The sequence below is a fragment of the Opitutus sp. genome (assembly GCA_024998815.1).
Classification (GTDB): Bacteria; Verrucomicrobiota; Verrucomicrobiia; order Opitutales; family Opitutaceae; genus Rariglobus.
In genome coordinates, this window is the sequence record JACEUQ010000003.1 from 713015 (window position 1) to 737766 (window position 24752).

The 24752-nt window shown below is 63.6% G+C and carries 12 protein-coding genes; 1 reads left to right on the forward strand and 11 read right to left on the reverse strand.

Going from position 1 to position 24752, the window contains the following annotated elements; genetic code table 11:
* Positions 1 to 46: 46 nt before the first annotated feature.
* Entirely contained in the window at positions 47 to 2569 is a 2523-nt protein-coding gene (locus H2170_18065) for a hypothetical protein (protein ID MCS6301980.1), read from the reverse strand.
* A 240-nt stretch (positions 2570 to 2809) separates the two neighbouring features.
* On the opposite strand from H2170_18065, the gene H2170_18070 reads away from it, so the two are divergent.
* Entirely contained in the window at positions 2810 to 4144 is a 1335-nt protein-coding gene (locus tag H2170_18070) for an IS5 family transposase (protein MCS6301981.1), read from the forward strand.
* A 218-nt stretch (positions 4145 to 4362) separates the two neighbouring features.
* Here H2170_18070 and H2170_18075 read toward each other — a convergent pair whose 3' ends face one another.
* The 10 genes from H2170_18075 to H2170_18120 all read right to left on the reverse strand — a co-directional run bounded on the left by H2170_18075 (position 4363) and on the right by H2170_18120 (position 24737).
* Entirely contained in the window at positions 4363 to 5211 is an 849-nt protein-coding gene (locus H2170_18075) for an alpha/beta hydrolase (protein ID MCS6301982.1), read from the reverse strand.
* Positions 5208 to 9965, reverse strand: a complete 4758-nt coding sequence (locus tag H2170_18080; GenBank protein ID MCS6301983.1) for a hypothetical protein — start codon at positions 9963 to 9965, stop codon at positions 5208 to 5210. Before H2170_18080 ends, H2170_18075 begins: the two co-directional genes overlap by 4 nt.
* Positions 9966 to 9999: 34 nt before the next feature.
* Positions 10000 to 12120 (reverse strand): beta-xylosidase, encoded by a 2121-nt coding sequence (locus H2170_18085; GenBank protein ID MCS6301984.1) that lies wholly within the window; start codon positions 12118 to 12120, stop codon positions 10000 to 10002.
* 42 nt (positions 12121 to 12162) lie between these two features.
* Complete coding sequence (locus H2170_18090; protein MCS6301985.1) at positions 12163 to 13617, reverse strand: MFS transporter; 1455 nt, start codon at positions 13615 to 13617, stop codon at positions 12163 to 12165.
* A gap of 41 nt (positions 13618 to 13658) precedes the next feature.
* On the reverse strand, positions 13659 to 15245 hold the full coding sequence (locus H2170_18095; GenBank protein MCS6301986.1) for a cellulase family glycosylhydrolase: 1587 nt from the start codon (positions 15243 to 15245) through the stop codon (positions 13659 to 13661).
* 192 nt (positions 15246 to 15437) lie between these two features.
* Entirely contained in the window at positions 15438 to 17624 is a 2187-nt protein-coding gene (locus H2170_18100) for an alpha-galactosidase (protein ID MCS6301987.1), read from the reverse strand.
* Positions 17625 to 17678: 54 nt separating this feature from the next.
* Complete coding sequence (locus tag H2170_18105) at positions 17679 to 19706, reverse strand: alpha-L-fucosidase (protein MCS6301988.1); 2028 nt, start codon at positions 19704 to 19706, stop codon at positions 17679 to 17681.
* A gap of 5 nt (positions 19707 to 19711) precedes the next feature.
* A complete protein-coding gene (locus tag H2170_18110) occupies positions 19712 to 21373 on the reverse strand; it encodes an FGGY-family carbohydrate kinase (GenBank protein MCS6301989.1) in 1662 nt (553 codons plus the stop codon).
* 14 nt (positions 21374 to 21387) lie between these two features.
* Complete coding sequence (locus H2170_18115; GenBank protein MCS6301990.1) at positions 21388 to 23316, reverse strand: right-handed parallel beta-helix repeat-containing protein; 1929 nt, start codon at positions 23314 to 23316, stop codon at positions 21388 to 21390.
* Positions 23313 to 24737, reverse strand: coding sequence for an MFS transporter (locus H2170_18120; protein ID MCS6301991.1), 1425 nt, complete (start codon positions 24735 to 24737; stop codon positions 23313 to 23315). The genes H2170_18115 and H2170_18120 overlap by 4 nt, the downstream gene beginning before the upstream one ends.
* Positions 24738 to 24752: the final 15 nt, after the last annotated feature.

A 24752-nucleotide genomic window follows, 5' to 3' on the forward strand; every position in this document is an offset into this window, starting at 1 on the left:
CTGCCTACTACTCACACCCGAGATTCTGGCGTCGGCCTGCGCTGATTCAAGGGAGAGGGTCCTCCACACCAAGTCGCACGAACGTTTTTGGCCGCGTGCTCGGTGTCAGAATCTCGATAAGGTTACCCGAACGGCGCAGGATCGCCCCCTGAGTCTCCCCGACGGTTTTGAAGGTGGTCAGATCATCGGAAATTAAGGGAGTAACTTGGATCTGAGCATCGCGGGCCTCATTACTGATCGTGTAGGAAAACTTAGTGTAAGTGACGCCTGCGATTTGCTCCGTCGCACCGCCGCTCTGAACCACCTGCGTGCCCCGTTGACTCGAACCCAACCCGAACGCAAAACGCACCAAATTCGGCACGCCATCATCAAAGCCCGCTTGATTGCGCCCCTGGCGCCCGGCTGGAAGCGAAGCTTGGGACCACGTATCATAGGCGGATGGTGCCGCTGGACCCTTCACGAACACCCGACGAATCGGCGTCGCCACGGCGGTGCCGCTGGTGCGGGTAACCACCGTGTGAAACGCACGCATGCCACCGAACGAGGTCGCCATGCTGATCTGAGGAGAGTTTCCACCCGCCGGAAATGCCTCCCCAATCTTTTTGTCCCCCTCATAAAACTCCACGCGATTCCAGGTTCCGGCCGGGAGCGTGACGCTGTGGGTCAAAGTCGCCGGTGAGGTGGCAGTTGCTGTGGGAACATCGGTCCATTCTGCGGTCGAGCTTCCTCCGGTCGCGTCGAGCGCGTAGGAAAGCCGATTGTAGGCGGCGAAGGCGCGATAGAGGAACGCTATCCTTTGGCTTGGGACCCACCCCAAGGTTCGCGGATTGGCAGGCGCAAGGTCATAGCGATAAATAGCGGGGAATTCTGTCGCCCAGGTCGTTTGATCGACCAGCCACCCCTCCCACTCGTTGAGGGCTTTCAATGTGACCGGGCCATTCACCGGAGATTGGTCGCGAGGGTAACGCAGGCGGTAGCATTCGGCCAGAAACGGGAGGATAATTTGCCGGCTATTGCCTTCGACATGCCCTGTATATTCTTCCTCGACCCATGCCCAAAGGGCACCGCAGTCAATGTTCCGGGTGTCACGATCAATGCTCCGGTTGCCGGTAAACAGGCCTTTGATATTCGCTCGGCGCGAATCGCTATCGATTGCCCCGGCAATAAGGAGACCTGGCGTTCGTAGCGCTTCAGCACTGGGCCGAGAATTATTGTAGTTGCCGCCTTTGTTGGCGATGAAGCCGATAACCTTGGACGGTCGCAGCGCGTTCAATCCGTATGCCATCTGGCCGCCATTGGAGAACCCCATCGGCATCCACGGCGCGCGCACAATCTCTGGACGTCTAGTAACAGCGGCGTATTGCCTGAGCGACGCCTCGAAGAGGCTGAGCTCACTCGACGAGTTAGTTGCTGGTGTTGTAATTGAGAAATTCCCCCACTTCCCAGTCGCGAGCACCACGAATCCCATGCTCTGCGCAAATGCGACCAACTCGGGATGCCTAGCCATATACGTATCATCCCCACCGGCCCCGTTACCATAGATCAAAATACCCCGCACCTCATTCACACCATCCGGGATCTTTAGACTGAGCAGCCGGCCGGTGTTACTAGTGGGGTCGAGTTTGAGCTCATAGACCCCGTCAGTCGGGTTATAGACTGCGGGCAAAGTTTCGCTGGAACTCGGTAAGCAGCTCATCTCGGCAGAGTTGGCGCTGGTGCCGGTGAGGTTGGTGGCGGTGACGACGTAGAAGTAGGTGGTGCTGTTGGTCAGGCCGGTGTCGGTGTAGGACGGGGAGGTGAGTCCGGTGGCGACACTGACGTAGCCGGAGCCGCTGGTGGTAGAGCGGAGAACGGAGTAACTGGTGGCGGTGGCGAGGGTGTTCCAGGTGAGGACGGCATGGGCGTTGCCGGCGGTGGCGGTGAGGCCGGTCGGGGCGGAGGGGGCGGCGGGGATTTCGTTGGTCGTGAGCCGCACGTTGTCGATGCGGTAGCTGGTAGATTCAGCGTTGAAATCATCCAGACCGATACGGATGGTAGCGCCGGCGTCCGCAGCAACGGCCGTGTAGGCTATCGAGAAAGAGCGGAAGGTTCCGTCGGCAACCGAATTGATTTCAGCACCGTTGATCGACCGCTGGCCGGCGGTAATAAACTCGGTGTTAGCCGCATTCCGAAAACCGAACTTAAGGTTTTTGTTAGTGGCCATATTAGCCACAGTCGAAGGATTACCTACGTCGATGCTGAGGGTATAAGTCACGCCAGTGGTGAAAGTGGCACCGGTGCGCTGGGAGATGGCTCCGTTCACCCAAATCGCGTTGGTTCCCGTGAGTCCGCTCGTAAACGAACTTGTGACATTATCGACAGAACCATAAGCGGCGGTTTGGTTCGTCCAGCCCGGGATGCGGCTGGTGCCTGGGTTCGTTGTGCTGAGTAGGTTGCCGCCGATATAGCCGCCGCCGGCGATAGGGGTCTCGAAGCTGGGGTTGGTGATGCTGATGGACTGGGCAAACGCGGAGGTGCCGCCGAGCGCGAGAAGCAGGGCGAAGGAGGCGAGGAGCTGGCGGGTTTTCATCGGGAGGGATCGCGTCGGGACGGGTTTGCAGGGGCTTTTTACCTCACAGGAGGGAGGGGGGCGCAGGGGTGGTGACGCTAAGTTGCGGGCACAGGAGTGCCCGGGCGAAACAGCCAAAGACCTTATGTTAGTCGGCCCTGAATAATTCATAAAATACTAACCAATAACCACTTGACGTTTTTACTGACTCCCTATTTTCTTGGTTAAGTTTAACCACACCAACAAAAACTGGGAAAATCGATGAAGCCAAAAGCCACCGTCCACCAAGCGCAGCGGGAACTGTTCCGAACCGAGTTGGAGGGTTTGGTGGATGCGGGCCATGCGCTAGTGAAGATGGGACGGCAGATGAACTGGGCCGTGTTCGACGAGCAATTGGGGCAGACGTACGACCCGAGCACCGGGGCGCCCGGGGTGAGCACGAGGCTGATGGTGGCGCTGCACTATTTGAAGTACCGGTATGATCTGAGTGACGATGTCGTGCTGGCCCAGTGGGTGGAGAATCCCTACTGGCAGCATTTTAGCGGGATGCAGTTTTTTGAGCATGAGATGCCGATCCACCCCTCGAGCATGTCACGGTGGCGCAAGCGGCTCGGGGAAGCCGGGGCGGAGGCGATGCTCATGGCAACGATCGACACGGGACTAAAGATGAAGGTGATAACGCCCGCGCAGATTGAGCGGGTGAATGTGGACACCACGGTACAGACAAAAGCGGTGCGGTTTCCGACGGACTCCCGCCTCTACGACAGGGCGCGAGAGCGCTTGGTGAAAACGGCCCGCAAGCAGGGGCTCAGTATCAAACAAAGTTACGAGCGGGTAGGTCGGCGTTTACTCATGGCACAAAGCCGCTACGCCCATGCCCGCCAGATGAAACGGGCGCAGGCGTGCACCCGCAAACTCCGGACCAATTTGGGCCGAGTGATCCGTGAGATCGAACGCCAACAATCACAGCCACAAGGTCTGCTCGGCAAGTTACTGGAGACAGCCAAACGCATCCATGCACAAGAGCGCGGCGATGGGCAAAAAGTGTACAGTGTGCATGAGCCTGAGGTGGCGTGCATCGCCAAAGGTAAGGCCGGTAAAAAGTACGAGTTCGGCAACAAGGTCAGCCTGGCCGCAACCAGCAAGGGCGGGTGGTTACTCGGAGCGTTGAGTTTATTGGGCAATCCCTATGACGGACACACCCTTGATGCGCAACTGGCTCAAGTGCGCCGTTTGGTCACCACGCATGCAGTAAAAGAAGGCCATGTGGACATGGGCTACCGGGGCAATAATCATCAGGGCCCCGAGACGATCATCGTCGATAAACGCCGCCGGGGAACGATCCCCAAACGAGTTTGGAAATGGATGAAACGCCGCGCCGCCATCGAACCAACCATTGGACACCTCAAGGCCGAACACAGATTGGAGCGCAATCGCCTCAAAGGCACGCAGGGCAATGCCATCAATGCCCTGCTCAGTGCCGCCGCCATGAACTTCCAGAAGCTCCTCGGCTTCTTTTTGTGCCGTTTACTCCACCTCCTAGGTTCCTTGTTCGTCCCGGCATCCCGGGATCAGTTTTTGGCGGTGATGCCGTAAGGTGCCTTTTTCAGGGCCGACTATGTTAAAGTTAACAGGCGCGCTGGCCGTGCCCGACGGGCATTTCCTGTTTGGCCTCACTCATGGCGAGGTGACGCGCAGGCGCAGGAAACGCCGGGGCGAAACCGGGACTGTGTCGGTGAAGGTCACCTCGCCGAGGCGGCAGAGAGAGGTTGGGTGAAAGCCGGGGCGGATGGTTTGGGCACCGGCGGGTGCAGTCAGGGCCGAGGCGGGCGGGCGGCGGAAAGGCGGGTGATCTCGGCGACGAGCAGCGGGATGCCGGCGGACTGCATGGTGCTGTGGTCGGTGCCCGGTAACTCCACTAACCGGCAGCTCTTGTGGCCGTCGGCTTGCAGTCGGGCGAGCATGTCAGCGTTTTCTGAATATCGACCGGCAAGATCTTTGTCGCGGTCGCCCGTGAGCAGAAGGAGGGGTGGTGCGTCAGCGCGGGCGTGGGCGCGCGGGGCGAACGATTCAAGGTCGGCTATACCCGGGGTGGAGCGGATGGAGGAGTGAGGCCCCATTTGAGCGCTGAAGGGGATGAGGCCGGCGATGCGATTGGCGTCGATCCGGTGGGCGGCGAGCCAGGAGCGATCCAGCGTGATGAGGGTCGAGAGGTAGCCGCCGGCGGAGTGGCCGGAGAGGAAGATACGCTGCGGGTCGCCGCCATATTCTTGGATGTGAGCGAACACCCACGCCACCGCAGCGGCAGCGTCTTTGATTGTGTTTGCTGGAGTGGCGCGAGGGAGGAGGCGGTAGTTGGCCGACACCACGAGCAGGCCCTGTTGCAACAGTTCGCCCGGTATCCAGGTCTTGTTGCCTTCAGTTAAACTGCCGCCGTGGAACCAGACCACGACGGGGAGGTTTTGCGCGGCACCTGCGGGAACGTGAATGTCGAGCACGCAGCGTTCCTGCCGGTCAGGGTCTTTGGCTTCTTTAGGCGAAAGGTAGGAAATGTCTTTGGCGCTGCGGGCCTCGGACGCTGACGCGCTCATGAGCGAGAAGAGACAGGCGGAGAGCAGGGAGGCGAAGGCCTTGAGGGAGACGATTGAACAGGGTGTTTTCATGGGGATGTGACGCGCAGGCGCAGGAAACGCTTGGTGGCCCCGACGGGCGGTTTGTCGGTGACGGCCACGGCAACGGTCTGGCTGACGGTGCCAGGGTTGGTGGCGAGGTCGGTCCAGGTGGCGAGGTCGGAGGAGCCTTGAACGGTGTAGGTCACGTCGCTGCGGGCGCGCAGGAAGGTGAGCGTGAGCTTGCCGGTGGGGTCGAGGGTCGAGGTGGGCAGGCCGGTGGGGTTGGTCGTGGAGGGCGAGAGTCCGAGGGCGTATTCGAGCAGGTTGGGGATGCCGTCGCCGTCGGGGTCGGCGAGGTCGGCGGCGTTGCCGGTGGCGGTGGCGGAGCCCAAGTTGGCGTTGCGCCAGGCTTGGAGCGCAGTCCAGGTGGTCGCCGAGGTGGTCGTGGAAACGGGGCCGGTGTCGCCGGAGGCGGTCGCGGTGAGCGTGTAAAAATACGTCGTGCCGGGGGCGGTCGTCGTGTCGGTGAAGCTGGTGGCGCCGAGGTTGGTGGCGAGGGTGGCGAAGGGGCCGCTGGCGAAGGGGCCGCTGGCGGAGAGACTGCGGGCGAGTTGATACGTGACGATGCCGTTGGTGGAAGTGACGGGGTTCCAGGTGATCAGGAGGCCGGCGGTGGCGGGCGCGGCGGAGAGGTTGGCGGGTGCGCCCGGGCCGCCGTCGTCGAGGTAGAGGGTGTTTACTTCACTGGCGGTGAGCACGCGGTTGTAGAGGCGCACCTGGTCGATGCGGCCGGCGTAGGGGCGGGTAGTATCGACGCGGTTGCCGATGAGGCCCTTGATGGTCGAGGTGCTGGCGATGACACCCGGAACGCCGATGGCGGTGCCGGTGCCGAAGGTCGTGTAGAGGGTGTTGTTGATGTAATACACCGGTGCGGAGGTGGACGAGCCGTCGAAGGTGACGACTATGTGATACCAGACGCCGGTCTGCAGTCCGATGGTCCACCAAAAGCGGCCGGTGCCGTCGGAGAAACCGAGGCCTCCGGTGAACTGGGCGTCGACTACGCTATTGGTGGTGTTGCGTCGGAAAAACACCTCGTAGCCATTGCTGCCGGTCCCGTTGTTGCCGGGTAGGGCGATGATGCGCGGCGAGGCAATGGAACTGACATCGCCCAAGACCCAGGCGCTGATGCTGAAGGCGTTGAATATCGGGTGATCGAAGGAGGCTTTTGCCGCCGTGTTGCCATCGACGGCGAGCGCGTTGCGGAAACGGCCGGACGACGACCAGGTGAGGTTGGTCGAGTTGGCAAGGGTGAGCGGGCGGGCGTTGCCGGATTGGTCGGGGGCGTTGAGGCCGGTGGTTTCGTCGAGGCGCCAGTAGGCAATCAGGCCGACCGAAGGGTTTTCGGGCGACACGACGGTAACGTTGACGGTCGCGCTGGTGGTGCTCGCGCCGCTGTTGTCGAAGGCCTTGGCTTTAATCGTGACGGGGCCGTAAGTGGAGGGAGTCCATGGCAAGGTAAACGGCGCGGTAAAGTCGGTGCCGGTGAGCACGTCGTTCAGGTAGAACTCGACCTTGGTGAGGGTGCCGGCGTCGCCATCGGCCGCAGCGGCGGTGACGGTGAGGGGCACGCCGGAGGGAAGCACGGCGTCGGCCGCAGGTGCGGCGATGCTGATGACGGGCGGGAGGTTGACCACGGTGACGATGTAGCCTTGGGACGTGACCGTGACGCTGCGGTTGTCGGTGATTTTGGCGGTGATCGTGTGGGTGCCGGCGGTGGATGAATTCCACGTGTAAGTGTAGGGCGAGGTGGTGTCGGTGGCGAGCAGGGTTGTGCCGGAGTAGAACTCAACCTGGGTGATGGAGCCGTCGGGGTCGGAGGCGGAGGCGGTGAGCGTGATGTGCGAACCGGCGCCTTGGACAGTGAGGTTGCGGGAAGGTTGGGTGAGGCTGACGCTCGGACTGAGATTGGAGGTGCCGCCGACGGAGAGAGAGACGGGGATGTAAAGGGTGCTGTTGGCCGTGTCGTTGGTGGTCAGGGTCAGGCTGGTCGCGTAGTTTAGGCCGCTGACGAGGCCGGTGGAGTTGAATGCCAGTGGAATGGTCTGGCTCGCGCCGGGGGCGAGGGTGCCGGAGGTGGAGCCGGTGAAATTGGCCCAAGAATTGGTCGAGCCACCGGGGGCGAAGTTAGTGGTGCCGTCGAAAGCACGGGGGGGTGGGGTGAAGCGCACGGCAAGGCCGGAGTTTACGGCGTTGGCGGTGTAGGCGTATTGGACGTATTGCTTGGAGTCGTTGACCCCGGTCGTGGGGAGGCTGTTGACGATGCCGATGAGGTAGTTGCCGTCGGTATTGGTGACGCCCTGGTATTGGGCGGTGATGGTGCCGTCGCGTTTCAGGATGACTTGGAAATTAAGCTTACGCTGGAGATTGGCGGCCTTGCCGGAGTCGGCATTGAAGGTGACATTGATCCACGAGACGACAAAGGTGTTGCTGTCGGTCTGCTGGTAACGCACCGAGCTGGTCCCGGAGATGAGCAGTAGATCGTCAAAGAAGACGGCGATGGATTTGGGGATTAGACCGTTGTTGGTCGCCAGCATGCTGGCCAGGGTGGAGGGAACCCGATAACGGCGATTGGTGTTGCCGGCCTTGCTGAGGTCGAAGGAGACGTGGCCGTTGATGTCTATGCAGAGCTGGGTGTAGCCGGTGCCGAAATAGGGAAAGGCAAAGCCGAGTGAGAGCGCCGAGGAAAAGGCGTTATCGAAGATATTTGTGCCAAAGTTGATCGCTTGGCCCGTGGAAGAAATGTCCACCCAGGCATAAGAGGGCCCGGTGGGGGAAAGGGAGTCGGCGACGGTATAAACTTTCGGGAGAGCGGCGTTCCAAGTGAGCGAGGCGCTGCCGCGGTTGGTGAGAATGAAGCCGTTGTGGGTGGACGAGGTGGTGACGGGCAAGGTGGCGGAAAGGCTGGACGCGGAAAAACCGGCGGCCGGTATCTGGGTGGCGGTGCCGGAGAGGGCAAAGGTGAAGGGGCTGGTGGTGTTTGGACTGGAGTGAACCAGCGAGATCGTGCCGGACTGGATGCCGGCGGCGGTGGGCAAGAACCGGACTTTCAACGTGACGCTGGCCGAAGGCGCGAGGACGAGCGGGAGCACGGGTGCGTTGACCAAGGTGAAGGCTGATGAACCAGCGAGGCTGAGTGAGGAAAGGGTGATGCTGGAGCTGTCGCGATTGAGGAGGGTGAACGTGTGGACCGGGGCGTTGCCGGTGGGGAGGTTTACCTCGGTAGAGGGGAAGGAGGTGTCGTTCACAGCGGCGGCGGTGGTGTCGCCGGCGAGGATCGCTTCCGACAGGCCGGTCACGACAAGTCCGGTGGCCGGTATGGGTCGGCCGCTGCGTTCGTAGGCGCCGATGTCGGGAACAAAGTTGCGCGTGCGGGGGCCGCCGGTGATGTCGCTGTTTAGCGTGGCGACCCACGTGAGGGGGCCGTTGTAATTCGTCAGAGCGACGTCGATGGCCGGACTGGTCGAGCTGACGCCAAAATCCGCCGTGGATAAGTCGATATCAGCGTTAAGGAAAAGCGGATCGGCGGTGGTGTTGTTGGCCGTGTAAAAAGCGGCGTTCGCGTAGCCGCCGAAGTAGATATTGGAGCGGTAATCCACATTGGTGTTGGAGTTGCTCTGATTGTTGATCGGCCGATCGGGACGGGCGTAGCAGATGTTGTTATAGATTCTGACGTTGACGCTCTCGCTGGCGAAGATCTCGCCGTAATCGAGCATCACTTGGCCGTTGTAGTAGGCGGTGTTGTGGACGATATCGACGTTGTCGCCACGGTAGCTGTGGATGCCGGAGCCGCCGTTGTTCACGACGAGATTGCTGGCGACGAGGATGCGGCCGTTGTAGACGCCACGGGTGGAGCCGTTCTGGGTGTTTTGACTGTCGTCGATGATGATGCCGTTGCCGTCCGAGGGACGGCCGTAAGCGGTCCAATCCACCAGGGTCTTGTTGCCGAAGCAGCGGTTTCCGATGACATTAATGCGGTAGTTGGTCGTGTCGGCGGTTGCCGCATCGGGATAATTCCAAGCCTGCCAGATGCTGATACCGCTGGTCGCGAAGCGGGTGTACCAGGAGTTGTCCTCGACGGTGTTGTTTTCGATCTGGATGTAGTCGCTCTGGATGAAACTGATGCCGCCGCCGGGGAATTTGCTCACGGTGTTGCCGATGATGCGGATATGGTGCGGGCGATTGGCGCTGGTGCGCGTGAGGACGATGATGCCGTTACTGTCGGTTTGATCACGGCCATCGCAGCTGATGCCGTTGCCGTTGTAGGTCGGAACCGGGGAGTTAGTCGATTCGCCGTTGGTGGCGGCGTCGGCGAGGAGCATCGTGGGGTCGTCGTTCCAGCCGAGGAGGGTGAGACCGGAAATCTCCACATAGGCGGCGTTGTGGAGCTCGATCGCATTCCAGACCGCGCCGGCCTTGGTAACCTGGATCACCGGCGTTTCACCGGGATAATTTTTGACCGTCAACCAAGCTGTATCGGAGCCGCGATGGACGGTGGAAAACACCATCGGCACAGAGCCATCCGAGTAAATGTAGTTGCCGCCGCGTAGGAGCACGGTGTCGCCAGGGACAGCCTTGTTGAGCGCGGTCTGCGGCAACGCGAACGGTGCATTGATGGTGCCGGTGTTGATGTTGTTCGTGTCGTTGTCCTTATTAAGCCCAGGCGCGACGTAGTAGGTCGCAGCGTGCAGACCCACCACACCGAATAACATCAGGATAAAACTCAGAACAGGGAGTTGGAGGGGCATGGGGTAATGCGAGCGGAGGTTTATGGGGTAACGCTTAATCAAATACAGAATCCAGCCACAGCCAGGCGGTGACGCCGCGGGGGTAGTATTTGGAGCCCTTGGCCTCGCCTGAAACCATCTGGTCGCTCCAGGCGAAATACGTGTTGCGCGGATCGAGCAGCCAGGCGCGGTGCGCGGCGTCGGCGCGCGGATCGGCGGGGCGGGCAAAGACGGCGGGGGCGACGAATTGGCAGAGGTAGATTTTGCTCAGCCAGGAGTTGTCGTTGGTCGAGCTGAGTTTCCAGCCGCCGTCGGCAAAGAGACACACGCCGGGGACAAACACGGTGTCGAGGTGGGTGCGGAGGGCAGCGAGAAGACCCGCATACGGGCCGTCCGGCGCGAGCGCGTCGTCCAGGCCCCATTGCTGCGGGAAAACGAGACCCTCGATGGCGGGGATGATGCGCGAGGTGTTGCCCTCGCCGAGGATCGCGGGGATGTAGCCCTCGGCGTTGAGGTGGCGGGCGATGGTCGCAGCGGCGAGCCCGGCCTGGCGCGTCGCGAGCGCGGCGGGTGCGGCGAGCTTGGTGGAGGCGAAGACCTCGCGCAGGCCGAGGTAAGCGGCCCAGGTTTTGACCGCGAGGTAGAGGTTGTTGCGCGCCTGGCCGAGGGAGGTGTCGAGCGAATCGTAAGTGGTGATCTCGGCGCCGCCGAGGCAGCGGGAGGAGTCGGCGCTCATGACGCCGTCGCGCTGGCGCGGATCGGGGTGGTCGCGGTTGACGAGACTGCGCAGACAGGCGCGGAAGGTCGGCAGGTTTTTCTTTAGCCAGGCGCGGTCGCTCGTGTGGCGCGTGTAGCTGACGGCGCAGCAGACCCAGTTGACGAGTTGCTCGTGGGTCATGTGGGAAAAGCAGCCGTGGAGGCCGAACTTTTCGTAGGATGAGTGGCGGGGTCGGGAGAAGCAGTTGGCCACGCCCATGTCGTGGGTGAAGCTGAGGCCGCCGGGATAGTCGCGGGTGTCGCCGGGGAGGCGCACGGTGTCGGTGTAGGCGTAGCGGCGGGAGAACCAATCGAGCTGGTTGCGCACGACCCACGGGTTTTGACGCAGCTCGTAGAAGAGGTGGTCCACCGTGAGATCGAAGGTATTCAACATGCGATACTCGCCCTCGTTGACGGCCCAGAGCGGTTCGTCGGCGGCGGTGAGCAGAAACTCGGTCGAGCCGAAATAGCTGCGCACGGCATGGGCGAGTTGGAAGCGCTGGTCGTCGCTCAGCTTGGCAGCGGAGAGGCGGCGGTCGGCCGCAAGCGCGAGAGCGCGTTGCGTGTCGAAGGAGGCGAGCGCGTAGGTCGCGACGCTTTCGAGCGAAGGGAAAAACCGCGTGTAGTAATAACGCGCGGGCACCCCGGAGGTGACGATGCCCTCGCGGTGAAAACAGATCGCGAAGCGGAAGGTGCGGCGTTTGCCGGCGGGCACGGTGGCGAGGAGTGCGGCGGTGCCGCCGAGGCCAAAGGTGAGATTCTCCTCGCGGTCGGGGCGCAGGATCTGGTCGAGCGTGAACCCTTGGCCGGAGCGCACGCCGGGCGAGTCGCTCACAATGGCGGTGTTCACGCCCTGGCCGATGCCGGTGAATTTTCCGCGTGCATCGGCATCGAGCCGGCGCATCGAGGCGAAGGGATTGGAGCCTTCGTAGCCGAAGAAAACGGTGCGGGCGCCGGTGCCGTGGCGGTTGTCGAGCGTGAGCTCGGCGAAGACGGCGGGCACCAGTGCGGTCTTGAGCGCAGCGGCGGAGGCACGCGCGGGATCGGGCACGGGTTTCGGCGCGGAATAAACGGTGAACGTCAAATCGCCTGCGCGCCACGTGTCGGTGGCGAGGGCGAAGTCGCGCGCGAGGGCGGTGTCGGCGAAAGGGCGCACGAGGCCCGGCGCGGCCTGGGTGCCGGCGGAGACATCGTAGCGGAGGGCGGCGTCGGCGCTGTTGGCGAAGAAAGGCAGGGCCTCGTAGCCGGAGCCATCGGCCGATTCGGCACCGATGAAAAGGCTTTCGTTGGCGGGCCCGCCCAGCTCAAGCCCGAGACCGCCGCGCGGCCCGCGCTCACCGAGCGTGAAGGTGGCGAAGGCGCCAACGGGAGCGTGGTGGGCGTTGAAGAAAACACCCGAGGATTGCGTGGAAGTGGACATCACGGTGGTAAAAAACGTTGAGGAGAGCGCGGCCCAAGTGGGTCAGAGCCGGCCGCGGCGCTCCTCCAACTCGGCGCGGATCTGCGTCATGCGCAGGGGTGTAAGCGGATAACGCCCGAGGACGATCAGGCCCGCCACAAACAGCCCGGGAGGAAGCAAGGCATAGACGAGGCGCATCTGCGTAAAGGCCTCGGCCGTCTGCGCCGCCGCCTGGGCAACCTCGAAGCCACACCACACCACCAACGGGCCGGCGAGCCCGATGCCCGCCGAGAAGCTGGCCTTTACGATCCAAGAGAATATCGAGGCGAACGCCCCTTCGCGGCGTTCGCCCGTGCGCGTCTCGTCGAAATCAACCACGTCGCCATTGATCGACGGGATGATCATCCAGATACCCGTGAATGCAGGCGAGGCCAGCACGCCGTTGACAATAGAAAGCCAAGGGTAATCGGGCGTAAACATCCACCACTTCGTCGCCATGCCAAAAGTCACGAGCGCCATGGCGCCGATCAATGTATTCTTTTTTCCATAACGGCGGCAGAGGTAATTAAAGACCGGTATAGACAGCAGCCCGAGGATCGTCGAAAGCGTCGATTCCACCCCTTGCAGCTTCGCGGCCAGCGCCTGGTTGCCCTCGGCCACGTAATAGAGCTTCAGGTAAAACCCCAAGCCACTGGACAACATGCTGCCGACACAAAAAAGGAGCGTAAAAACACCGATCAACACGAAGGGGCGGTTGGTGAACGTCCACTTGAAGTTGTCCTTCAGCGACACGCGGCCCTGCTTCGACGCCGCCTTGTAGAATCGCTCCTTTACATAAATCGCCGGAAGCAGCCCCACGACGATAATCAGCACGCCCACCACGATGGATAACGAGCGAACACCGCCCACGGCATCGGGCACGCCCGACACCACGGGTGCGAAAAACGGCAGCTGAGCCAGATACCACGCCCAGCCGATGGTCAGGCCCGCGCAGGTTTGGAAAAAGGTCCGATACCCGCTTACGTTGGTGCGTTCATTCTGATCCGGCGTGATCTCCAGCAGCATGCTCTGGTAGGGCATCGCCCAGACCGTGAAGCAGGTGTAGAACAAGAGCCCGGTCCCGAGCAGCCACGCGAGCAATGCGGGGTGGCTCCAATCGCGGCCGGCGTGCCACAACAGCGGGAAGGTAAGCCCGGTCAAAATCGCGCCTACCACGATGAAGGGCTTGCGCCGGCCGAAACGCGAACGCGTGTTGTCCGACACCCAGCCCATGATCGGATCGATGATCGCGTCGTAGAGCCTAAAGATGAACATCGCCAGGCTCACCATCGCGGGCGAAAGCCCCATGCCCGTGACAAAAATCGGCGTGGCCAGCTGGCTGGGCAATTGCGACGACCAGTTATCCACCGCGCCGGCCGCACCGTAGGCGAGCTTCGCCTTCATGGGCACGCGATCCTCTTGCGGAGTGCCGTCCGGGAGTGCTGAAGTCTTGGTGGAAATAGAATTTAAGGCGGCCATGAATGGGGTAGTGATCGATGAGGAGATTTGATTCCAGCGGTTCACGTAGAGGATGCGGTGGACGGCTGCGTCACCCAGGCCTTGAACCACGCCGCCCAGCGGTCGCCTGAGGCGAGGGAAACACCGCGCGCCTCGGCCGCAGCGTCTTCCACTGAGTGCAGGCAGTAGGCGAAGGTGCCTTCGCCGTGCGACTGACGGAGGACGACTGCGTGACCGTCGGAATCGCGTGCCAACACCTCGGCCGTCATCGGCTTCACCACATAGCGTGCTTGGCGAGGCGACGGGGGCATGATCCAGCTTTCGTCAGCCCACTTCACCGAGACACGGGTGTTCAGCGCGTAATCCGCGATACGGGCCCCGACGATGCGGGCAAAATCATGGCCCCAGCTGAGGGCCAGCACCCCATGCCAGATGAATTGGCCCCCCTCGGCCACCCAGGCCATGATCGACGCCAGTTCGGCAGTCCTTAACGAGTCGCCCACGAATAAGACCGGCATTTCTCCCGGTGCCGGCATATCCGCGCGTTTGACGATGCAAGGCGCCAAACCCGCCTCCAACGAGAGATGCCACGCCATTCCCATGCGACGACCCAAGAGGCTCGGTGCGTTGGCGTGCCGCAGGTGCTCGGGTGCGTGCGGTGCCGTGTCATCGGGGATGTAGAGCGCGATTCCCGCCTTGGCCGGCACTGGCAGGGACGCCGGGTCGGCCGCCCAGCCGGTCATCAGGCGCAACGCGTGCTCAAGACCAGCCTTGAGTCGGCCCTCGCGATCCACGAGCCCCAGACTGCGCTCCTGCTCACACAACTCGTAGGGGTGCTCCTGAGAATCGATGTCGTTCAGGCACCACCAGAGCATGCCGTTGACACCGGTCGCGGCCACTGCGGGCAACACCTCCGCCAAGTAGGCGCGCTGCTCCTCGACCGCGAGCGTGAGAAAGCTGCCGAACTCCTGAAAGAACACCGGCCCGTGCGCGCGGGCGTAGGCACAGAAAAACGGCGACATCCGGCGAGACAATGGGTCCGCCATACCGCCGATCGGCAGGCACGACCAGTTTGATACCGGATAATTGTGAATGCTAAAAAGATCAGTGCCTGGCTGATTGTCGAACGACCACGGCGTGTCGCTCACCACTTGGTTGAGTTCGCATCCGCTCACCATGAGCACTCCAGTCATTTCCGCGCGCACCGCCGCGCAGATGCGGTCGCACCAGGCTCCGACGGCGCCACGACCGGCGGCATTGGACTCGGGCAGGCAATTCAACTCGTTGCCCAGGTCCACCGTGAAGATACAGTCGCGATAACGCGCGAACACCTTCGCCGCCTTGCGCGCGAAAGCCTCCGAGCGCTCGATCATCTCCGGATCGCTAAAGAGGTTGCGCTCGCCTTTCCAACGGGGCCAGAAAATGCCTCCGCTCATCCACCCCACAAACAGCGACGGATTCACGTGCAGACGACGTTTTGCACACTGCGCAAGCAACCAATCGAGGCGATCGAACTGGACCTCGTCGTAGCGGCCCGACTCCGGCTCGAAGTCCTGCCAGCGCAGGAAAAAGCGGATCGCGTTCAACCCCAGCGAGGCGAGGGTATCGAGATCGCGCGCCACTTCGTCTGCATCCCAGCGCTCCCACATCCGCAGGCCTGACGACGCGGGCCATTAGTTCACACCGACCGGAAAGATCCGGGTGCCTTCGCGTGTGAAAAATCCATTCGAGTCAATACGGTAAGGAGTGGGTGACGACATGCTGCAGCGGTGCTGAGGGTGAGGTGAGTGGTGGGCGTTGAAGAAAAGGGGAAGACGGGGTTCAGGCATGGGCGGAGCATATTAGCCGCGTTTGAGATGCAGAATCAGCGCGGAGAAGTCGGCGGACACGGTGAGCGAGAGGCCTGCGGGTGTCGGTTCGGCGGATACATCGACGCCGGAGCTTGCAGCAATGCTCCAGCCGGAGCCCTCGGGCCAAGGGAGTTGCGCGGTGGTGCCGGCGCTGGCTTCGAAGGCGTGAAACACCACGAGGGCTTCGTCGCCCGCCGTGCGCACCACGGCCTGCCAGCCTCGCGGGTGGCGGCGGCTAGGGCCAATCTCGCGAAGGAGCCGCGACCGGCCGTCACGAATGATGGGGGATATGCGTTTGTAGAGTTCGAGCACGCTGCGCACGTGGCGGATTTGTTCTTCGTTTAAGTCGGCCACCTCGCCGGAGAGGCAGGCGCGGCCCAGGAAACACGCCGCGAGCTTGTAATGCAGCCGGCGCATGGAATCCGAGGGATGAAGGACGGCCCAAGTCTGGTTTTGCCTAGGCAGGATGAGGCGATGGAGGTCGGCGGAGATGATCGGCAGATCCACCGGCTCGTGGGCGTCGCTGAAGGACGCCATGGCGCCGAGCGCGAGGAACGAGGGCTCCAGACGGTGGCCGCCGGAGGCGCAGATCTCGATCACGAGATCGGGCAACTCGGAACGCAGGCGGCTAAAAAAGCGCTGCACGCCGTCGAGATGCGCGCGGAGCCCCTCGCCGAGGCCGTCGGGGTGATCGCACCCTATACCGATGGTGTCGTTGTAATCGACTTTTAGATACTCGAAGCCGTCTTCGCGCAGGCGGGCGATGACTTTTTCAGCCAGGTAGTCGTGGGTCCACGGGTCGGTGAAATCCCAGAAGCGGCGTGGGCCGACCTGGAGCACGCGGCCGTCGCGTCGAAGCTGGTGATCGGTGAGCAGCCAGGCGGCGCTGCCCTCGGTGCATACCTCGAACTCAAACCAGATGCCCGGTCGCAGCCCGAGCTTTTTCAACGATCGGACGACGGGGGCCAGTCCTTGGGGAAAGCGATCCATGGCAATGTTCCAATCGCCGTTGATCTGGAATCCTCCCGGAGGTTTTTCCGCCCAACCGTCGTCGATGACGAATATATCCACCGGCAGTTCGCGCAGCACGTTGGCGGTGCGCAAGATGAACTCTGGGGTGGGTTTACCCCACGATGAGCACCACTCGTTGAAGATCACGGGGAGATCGCGCTCGATGACGGGAACCGATTTCAGCGGCTTGGCCTGCATGGAAGTGAGGCGCTGGCAGCAGGTGTCGAAATCGGCGGTCGATACGGTCAACCAGGCCGGAAGAGTGGTGAAGGTTTCCCCCGGCTGGATGGTTTTCTTCCAATGGCCGAATTCTCGGTCCGCCAGTCCGCCCGAGATGGAGAGACGATCGTCGCCGCGACGAAAGATCTCCATCTGCCATGAGCCCGGGGCGTGAAGCTGGGCGGCCCAGAAGACCCCGGCCCCGGCGTCTTCCACGGCCACGAAGGGAAACCAGCCGCGCACGGGCAGGGAGCCGACCTGGCCGTAACGCTCGCTGGTGACGCCGAAACCGCCCCAGGACCGTTCGAGATGGAGGTCTTCGATGCGGACGCGCTCATGACGGCCCTCGTCGGCCCAGCAGGAGCGGAAGCGATGCACCCAGAGGCGTTCGGAAGCATCGGCGACGTGGAACGGGGTCAGATGGCCGAGACAAAAACTCGAAAGCATTTCGAGCGTGAGGGCGTTGTCGCCTTGGTTTGAAAACTCGGTCCACACCGTAACCGATTCGTCGCCCGGCTGGTGCAGGAGGTGGTGGATGCAAGAGAAGTTTCGCGCGCCGCTGAGTTCGGTGCGGACCCGCAAGCTGCCGTCGGGTGCGTGTTGCGCGGTTTGGCTGGTCAGGCGCAGGCCGTCCACGGTGGGATTTTGGCGCATGCTGCGACCGCCGGTGAAGGCGTTGCCCTGAGGATCCTCCGCGAGCTTGAGCTGCACCAGCGAGTGTTCTCCGCGGGAGGCCGGTTGAGGCTGCCAGGCGAGGGGCGTGTGCACGGTTTCGGGGCCGGAGTGATGCGCACGCGGAGTAGCCTCGTTCGCGAGATGGGAATGCGGCATGAGCCGCAGGCCCACCGCGTGTGTGACCGGGTCGAGCACGTAGATGGCGTCGAAATCGCCGCAGGCGTAGGCGACGCGGGGCTGGCTGGCGGAAAGAGTGAGTGCGGGTGAAATCATAAATTACAATAAGGGAATGTGGGATCGTGGGAGTGACTGAGGGAGCGGGGAAATTCAGGCGAAATAACCGGGAGATTCGAGGAGTAGCCGGCCTTCGGCGTTGGGCAGAATGAAGGTGCCCGGCTTGTCTGACAGGAGGTCTTCGTCGTCGCCAAAAACACGCAGGCGTTTTGTTTTGACCGGCAGGCGCAGCCGCAGACCGCCAAAGCCGGTGCGCTCCTCGATCATATCAATCTCGATGGCCTTGCGGGTGGGTATGTAGTGCAAGAGCGTGAGAAGCAGATCGCGGCCGCGGCGGCGCGGCACGCAGAGCACGGTGGTGGGCAAGCCGTCGCCAAACGGCGCGGGACCGATCAGGCGTTGCATGGCGGCGCGCCAGCCATCGCGCGCGGCGGTGTTGCCCGACTGGCGGTAATCGCGGAAGATCGGATCGGCGAAATACACCCAGTCGTCGCCCGCCAGAACGGCGGCATGGTCGGCGGGTCGTGCCTGCGGTGGCACTTGAAAATGAGAGGAAAACGCGAGTTCGCTGCGGTGAAAATAGGGCGGGACGCGCTCGACAAGCACCTTGATGCGGCGTCGGGCGGCCGGAGTAACCGGGCTCACGTTGTCGCCGGGCAGGTAGTGGACGCGGTCGCTGCGGGCGAGCAGCGGGGAAAAGTCGGCGCGGGCTCGCCAGTAGGTCGGTGCGTCGGCGACCGGGCCGGTGTTGAGCAGCTCGACGCCGGGGAGCTCGCATACGCCGTTGGCCGCGAAGGCGCTGCGGTGCGAGAAGAGGATTTTACCGCCGCGGGCGCGGTGGGCGGCTAGCTTGCGGGCGAGAGCGGGCGTGATGCTCACGGTGTCGGGCAGCATCACCAGATCGAGGCCGGCAAAGGAGGAGGCGTCGTCGAGGACGACGGTCTCGTAGTGGCTCTCCTCGCACATTTGCACCGCACCTTCGAGCACGATGTCGGTGTGGGCGGGGTCGAGATCCGGGCGACCCGGCGCGACAATTCCGACCTGAGCGAGCGCCCGCGAATCGGCGTAAAAGGGTTCGGCGGCTTTGCACTGGGCATAGACTCCGCCGATGAGATCGTAGGCCCCGGCATCGAGGCGGCCGCGCGGGGGGAGTTGATCGCCGATGGAGTTGGCTCCGCCGAGCGCCTGGGAGCGGAAGCATTCGAATTCGAGGGCGGCGGGTGGCTTGAGTCCGCCGAAGTCGCCCCACATTTTCTGGAAGCGGCCGGTCATGCCCAGCCAGGGTTTTCCCCAGTGGCCGAAGGCGCGGGCGAGCCGCGGGAAGTGTTGGTAACCCCAGAAACCCGAGGGTAGCGATTCAAGTTCCCAGTGGGTCTGCTGGTCGTGGCGGGTGCGCACGCCGCAACGGTGGTCGGCGTAGATGGGATTGGAGGAATTATAGAAAATGGTGGCGTCTTTTTTCAGGCCGCGCACCAGGCGGCTGAAGCGCCGGGCAAACGAAGCCTGGGCGAGCGATTCGAAGCGGGCCTGGGTGGCCTGGTCGTCGGCGAGGAGCCCGTGTTTCTCGCGGAAGCGGATGCTGGCTTCACTCCAGCAGGATTGGGGGGCGAAAAAAACGATGTCGATCCAGAGGCCGTCCACATCGTAAGCGGCGAAGAGCTCGCGGAGATGCGTCTCGATGTAATCCTGATAATCGGGGTGAAGCCAGTTGTTGAAGTGCCACGGCGCTTGGCCGGGGGGCGCGCTGGGTTCGGGAAAGCCGACGCGGGCGGCACGGCCGTCGCGGCGGAGCTGGCGCCAGTCGAGGTGCTTTTGCGCGACATCCTCCTCCCAAGCCACGGTGGTGTAGATCGGCGCACGGATACCGGCGCGGTGCAGGGCTTCGATCTGCTCACCCAGAAGATCGCGACCTTTGAGCGCCGGGTGCATCACCCCGACCTTGGTCGGATAATAGCTCATGCCGTGGTGGCATTTTGCGAAGACGTTCACGCTGTCGACATGGGCGTCCTGAAGAGTGCGCACGAACTCGCCCGCATCAAACTCCGCTCCGGCGTCGGTGATGAGCGGGGAGGTGTGGTAATCCAGGTGGATGTGGCGTTGAGGGAAGCGACTGGCTGGCATAAAGATTAACCGGCCATGAGGCTGCGGTAGGCCATGAAATCGCGGTGCAGGCGAAGGAAGACGCGGTGCTTGGCGTCGTGGTAGCGGCGCACTCGGGCCGGGCCCGGCGTGATCACGCGCTCGACGTGGTTCATGACGCGCATGGCGGCGAACACGTCGGGCTGCGCACCGGCGGCGACCGCGCCGAGCACGGCGGAGCCGAGTAGCACGGCCTCGGGCTCGCGGGCGAGCACGAGCTTGCAGCCGGTGATGTCGGCGTGTTCACGCAGAAAGACGGGGTTCTTGGTGCCGCCGCCGCAGGCGAAGATCGTGTCGATGGCGTAGCCCCGGCGGTTCATTGCGGCGATGATCTCCCGCGTGCCGTGGGCCACGGCTTGGATGGTCGCGAGGTAGAGCCGGGCGAGATCGTCGAGCGTGGCGGAAAGCGGCAGGCCGACGATGGCGCCGCGCAGGGTCGGGTCGGCCAGCGGCGATCGGTTGCCATGAAAATTCGGGTACACGTGGAGATCGGCGGTGAGCGCGGCCGGATGGGAAACGCGTTCGGCGGCGGCGAGCGCTTCGAGCCGGGTGTTGAGAGCGGCGTAAACGGTGGTCTGGGCGCGCGCGGCCTCGGCCTGGAGTTCGGCGTAGGCGGCGTGAGTCTGGATGACGTGGTCAATAAGCGCGCCGGTGGCGGTCTGGCCGCCCTCGGTGAGCCAGAGGCCGGGGATCATCGCGGAGTGATAGGGACCCCAAATGCCGCCGATGAATCGGGGACGGGCGGATACAGCCATGTGACACGACGACGTGCCGCCGATGAGCGCGAGGCGGTGTTCGAGCGCGGCAGGAGTGGGTCGGCGCGAGCCGAATGAAGCGCCGAGCAGGCCGAGGCCGCCGGCGTGGGCGTCGATGATGGCAACGCCCACGGCGGTGCCGGCGACCAGGCCCAGGTGCTGCGCGGCTGTAGCGGTGAGGCCGCGACCGAGGGGCTCGCCCATGGGGCGTACGCGGGTGCCGATGCGGCGGAAGCCTTCGGTGGCGAGGTCGCCGAGGCCGATTTTTTTGAAGTAAGTGGTGTCCCAACCTGCGCCGTCGGGGCCGCGGTGGCCGAGGTAGGTCCACTTGCACACGGTGGTGCAGAGCGAGCGGGTGTCGTCACCGGTGGCGCGATAGGTGAGGTAGTCGGGCAGGTCGAGGAAGCGGGCGGTTTTTTTCCAGGCGGCGGGGAGATTTTCTTTCAACCAGAGCAGCTTGGGCGTCTGCATCTCGGGGGAGATCACACCTCCGACGTGACGGAGCACCGGGTGCTTGGTGGCGTTGATGCGGGCGGACTGGGGGATGGCGCGGTGGTCCATCCAGACGATGACGTTTTGCTCGGTGCGGCCGGTCGGGCTGAAGGAGACGGGGCGATCCTGGGCGTCGAGCAATACGAGGGAACACGTCGCGTCAAAACCGACGCCGAGGATCGCGGCGGGCGGCACGCCGGAATCGGCGACGGCCTGGCGGGCGGCCTCGCCGCAGGCGGCCCAGATGTCGTCGGAGGATTGTTCGACGAAATCGGGCGCGGGTTTCCACATTTGGATAGGACGCGATGCGCTGGCGAGCAGGCGGCCGTCGGCGGTGAAAACACCGGCGCGGGCGCTGCCGGTGCCGACATCAATGCCGAGGAAACGGGCGGGCGTGGACATGGGCTCGGCGTGCTTTATTTGGTGAACTCGTAAGCGCCGAGGTCGGGCGCGGCGTCGCGCCAGCGGCCGTCGAGATCGGTGAGTGGGACGCCGGGATGGTCGGGCGCGGCGACGTCGATGGCGGGGCTGCCGGGGAGGAGGTGGAAATCTGCGGCGGTGGCATCGACCGACGGGGCGACGAGCAGCGGGTCACCGGAGAGGTGGCCGGTGACGACAGCTTGGCCGTCGTTGTCTGGAGAGGTGCCGAGGCCGCCGCCGTCGGCGAGGCCGTTGTCGCCGTCGCCGAACATGAGGTTGCGAGTGTAACTCACGGCTTTTGACCGGCCCATGCCGGTGTGGAGCGGGCGGCCTTTTTGCGCCCAGTGAATGTTGTTGGCCAGGCGCACGTCCTTGCATCTGCTGCCGGCCCAGATCTGGCGCCAGACGAGCTCGGGCGACTGGGCGTTGTGGTAGGCGGTGTTGTGGACGATGTCCACGTGGTTGGCGGCGTAGGTATGGATGCCGGAGCCGCCGTTGTTGAAGACGAGATTGTTTTGGACGAGGGTGCGACCCTCGTAAGGGATGTCGCTGGCACCGTCCTGGTAGTTGATGAAGTCGTCGATGATGATGCCGTTCCCGTCGGAGATGCGGCTGAGTTCGGACCAGGGGATGTAGCAGCGGTTACCGGAGGAGCGGTTGCCGATGACAAACATCTTGTAGTGGGTGTCGGTGTCGAAATCCCAGGCGCGGAAGAGACTGATGCCGCTGCCGGCGTAGCGCATGCCGTGGCAGTTGTCGCGAGTGGTGTTGCCCTCGACGGTGATGTGGTCGCCGGCAATGGCGGAGATGCCGCCGCCAGGAACCTCGCGGACGATATTGTTGATGAAACGGACATGGTGGGCCTTGCCGCCTTCCTCGGTGCCCTTGCGCGAATCGAGGGCGAGGCCGTTGGTGTTCATTCGGGGATCGCCGCTGTAGGTCTGGCCGTCTTTTTTGCGGAGGAGGCCGTCGGCCATGGCGGCGGCGCGCGGGATGTCGGCCGAGTAGCCGTGGACATCGAGGCCGCGCAGCTCGATGTAGGCGGCGTTGTGGTTGAGACTCACGATGTCCCAGCCGTTGCCGCGCAGGATCGGGTGCTGGCCGGGGGCGGCGCGCAGGGTGATCCAACGGTCGGGCTCGCCGGCCTTGGCGATTCTCACGAGCGGTTCGGCGTCGGCGGAGACGTAGGTGCCGCCGAGCAGGAGGATGCTGTCTCCGGGTAGGGCAAGACCCACGGCACGCTGGATCGTGGCGAGCGCGGTGGCGGGAGTGCGGCCGTCGCGGGTGTTGTCGCCTTGGGGTGAAACGTAGAGGGCGGGCGCGGCGTAGGAGAGATTATCCACGACGAGGCTGAATTCGCCGCGCGGGAGCGGGAATGGGCAGGCGTCGTCGGCCATCTCGAAGCTCACACGAATGGCGGGGGCACGTGGATCGAAGGTACCGGCGATGGCTTTGAAGTCGGCCAGATCAGGGGTGAAACGATAGAAGCTTTCGATGACAGGTGGCACCACCACGGTGGTGAGCGTACCGGTGGAGACACCGTTGGCTTGCACGCTTTCGATGAAGACGCGTACGGGGCGGAGGACGGAAACGCGTAGGTCGAAGCCGAGCGACAGATTCGCGAGGGATGTCTGGGTGGTGGTCACAGGGAACGCCGGAATGGTGACGCGGACGCGAGCGCCGGGAGCGGCGTCAGTTTGTAGCTTGGCGCGGAGGACAAGCGCACCGGTACGCGGTCCTCGATAGGTATCGATGGTGCCGAGCGGTTCCAGCGAGGCGCGGGCGCTTGCGCCAGGCGAGGCGGCGGCGGTGGCGAAGGGTTTTGCGGCCAGCGCGTCGAAGCGGGTGGAGAAGAGCGTCTGCGCCGGGGCGGCGGTGACGAGGGCGAGCGAGGCAAGGAAGGAGGCGGCGCGGCGGGGGTTCATGTGGAGAGTTTCCGGGCTTCGAGTTCGGCGCGGATGGCGGCCATGCGGGCGCGGGTGAGGGGGTAGAAAAGGCAGATAACGAAAGCGATGGCCCAAAAGGCGATGGGCAGGGAAATGAAGAGGATCAGCATGCGGTGAAGCACCTCGGGGGCCTGGTGGGTGATCTTGGCGGAGAAGCCGGAGAACGAGAGCACCGCCCCGCCGATGCCGACGGAGGCGGTGAGCGAGGCTTTGATGAACCACGAGTAGAACGAGTTGATCGCGCCCTCGCGGCGGCGACCGGTGGTGAGCGCGTCGTAGTCGCCGACATCGGCCTTCATGGACGGAAGGAAGAGCCACACGGCGGAGATGCCGCAGGACTCGAAGACGGCGGGCACGAGCATGAGGTAAGGCATGTCGGGCCGCAGGCACACGAAGTTGAGCGCGTAGCTGGACACGCAGAGGATGAGCATGGCCATGACCATAGTGCGTTTGTCGTAGCGACCGGCCAGCCAGGTGAGCAGCGGGATGGAGGCGAGGCCGGTGGCGACGTTGACGGTGGCCTTCCAGCCGAGGAGGACGGAGCCCGCGTTGATGTCGCCGTCGAAGATGTAGTAAATGTAGATGTAGTTCGCGAGCGAGGCGACCGAGCTGTAGCCGAGCACGAGGAAAAACGAGACGCCGATGAGCACCCAGAGCGGACGGCAGGCGGCGGAGTCTTTCACGCTTTGCCAGAACGGCTCACGCGGCTGGCGGGCGGCGGTGGCGGCGTAGGTGCGCTCTTTGGTGAAGGCGACGGGCAGGATGCCGAAGACGACGATGAGGCCGGCGATGAACCAGCAGAGCGTGCGCATGCCGTGGACGATGTCGCCCTTGCCGGTGGCGGGATCGGCGAAGAGCGGGCCGGTGACGAGGGCGAGCACCCAACTGCCGCCGAGGTAGGAGAGTTTGCTCACGACGGCCGACCACGCGCTGAGGCTGGTGCGCTCATCGTAGTTTGGCGTGAGCTCCATCTGGAAGCCGTAGTAGGGCATGGCCCAGGTGGCGAAGCAGGTGAAGAACACGAGCCCGACGCCCGTGAGGTAAACGAGTTTGCCCGTGTCGCCGAGCCCGGCGGGCATGAACCAGAAAAGCGGGAACAAGGCGGCGGTGAGCAGCGCGCCGACCACGATGAAGGGACGACGCCGGCCCCAGCGGGTGCGGGCGTTGTCGGAGAAATTGCCAATGACGGGATCGATAAACGCCTCCCACAGGCGCAGGATCATGAGCACCGCGCCGAGCGCGAGCGGCTCCATGCCCAGGCCGATATTGAAGAACGGCATCCAGAGCACGCTGGTCATGAGTTGAACGGCCACATACTCGGCGTTCACGCCAAGGGAGAACGTGAGTTTTTGCAGCAGCGGGATGCGCTCGTGCTCGGGGATGATGGGGCGGGTGGACATGCGTTGGGGAGGTCG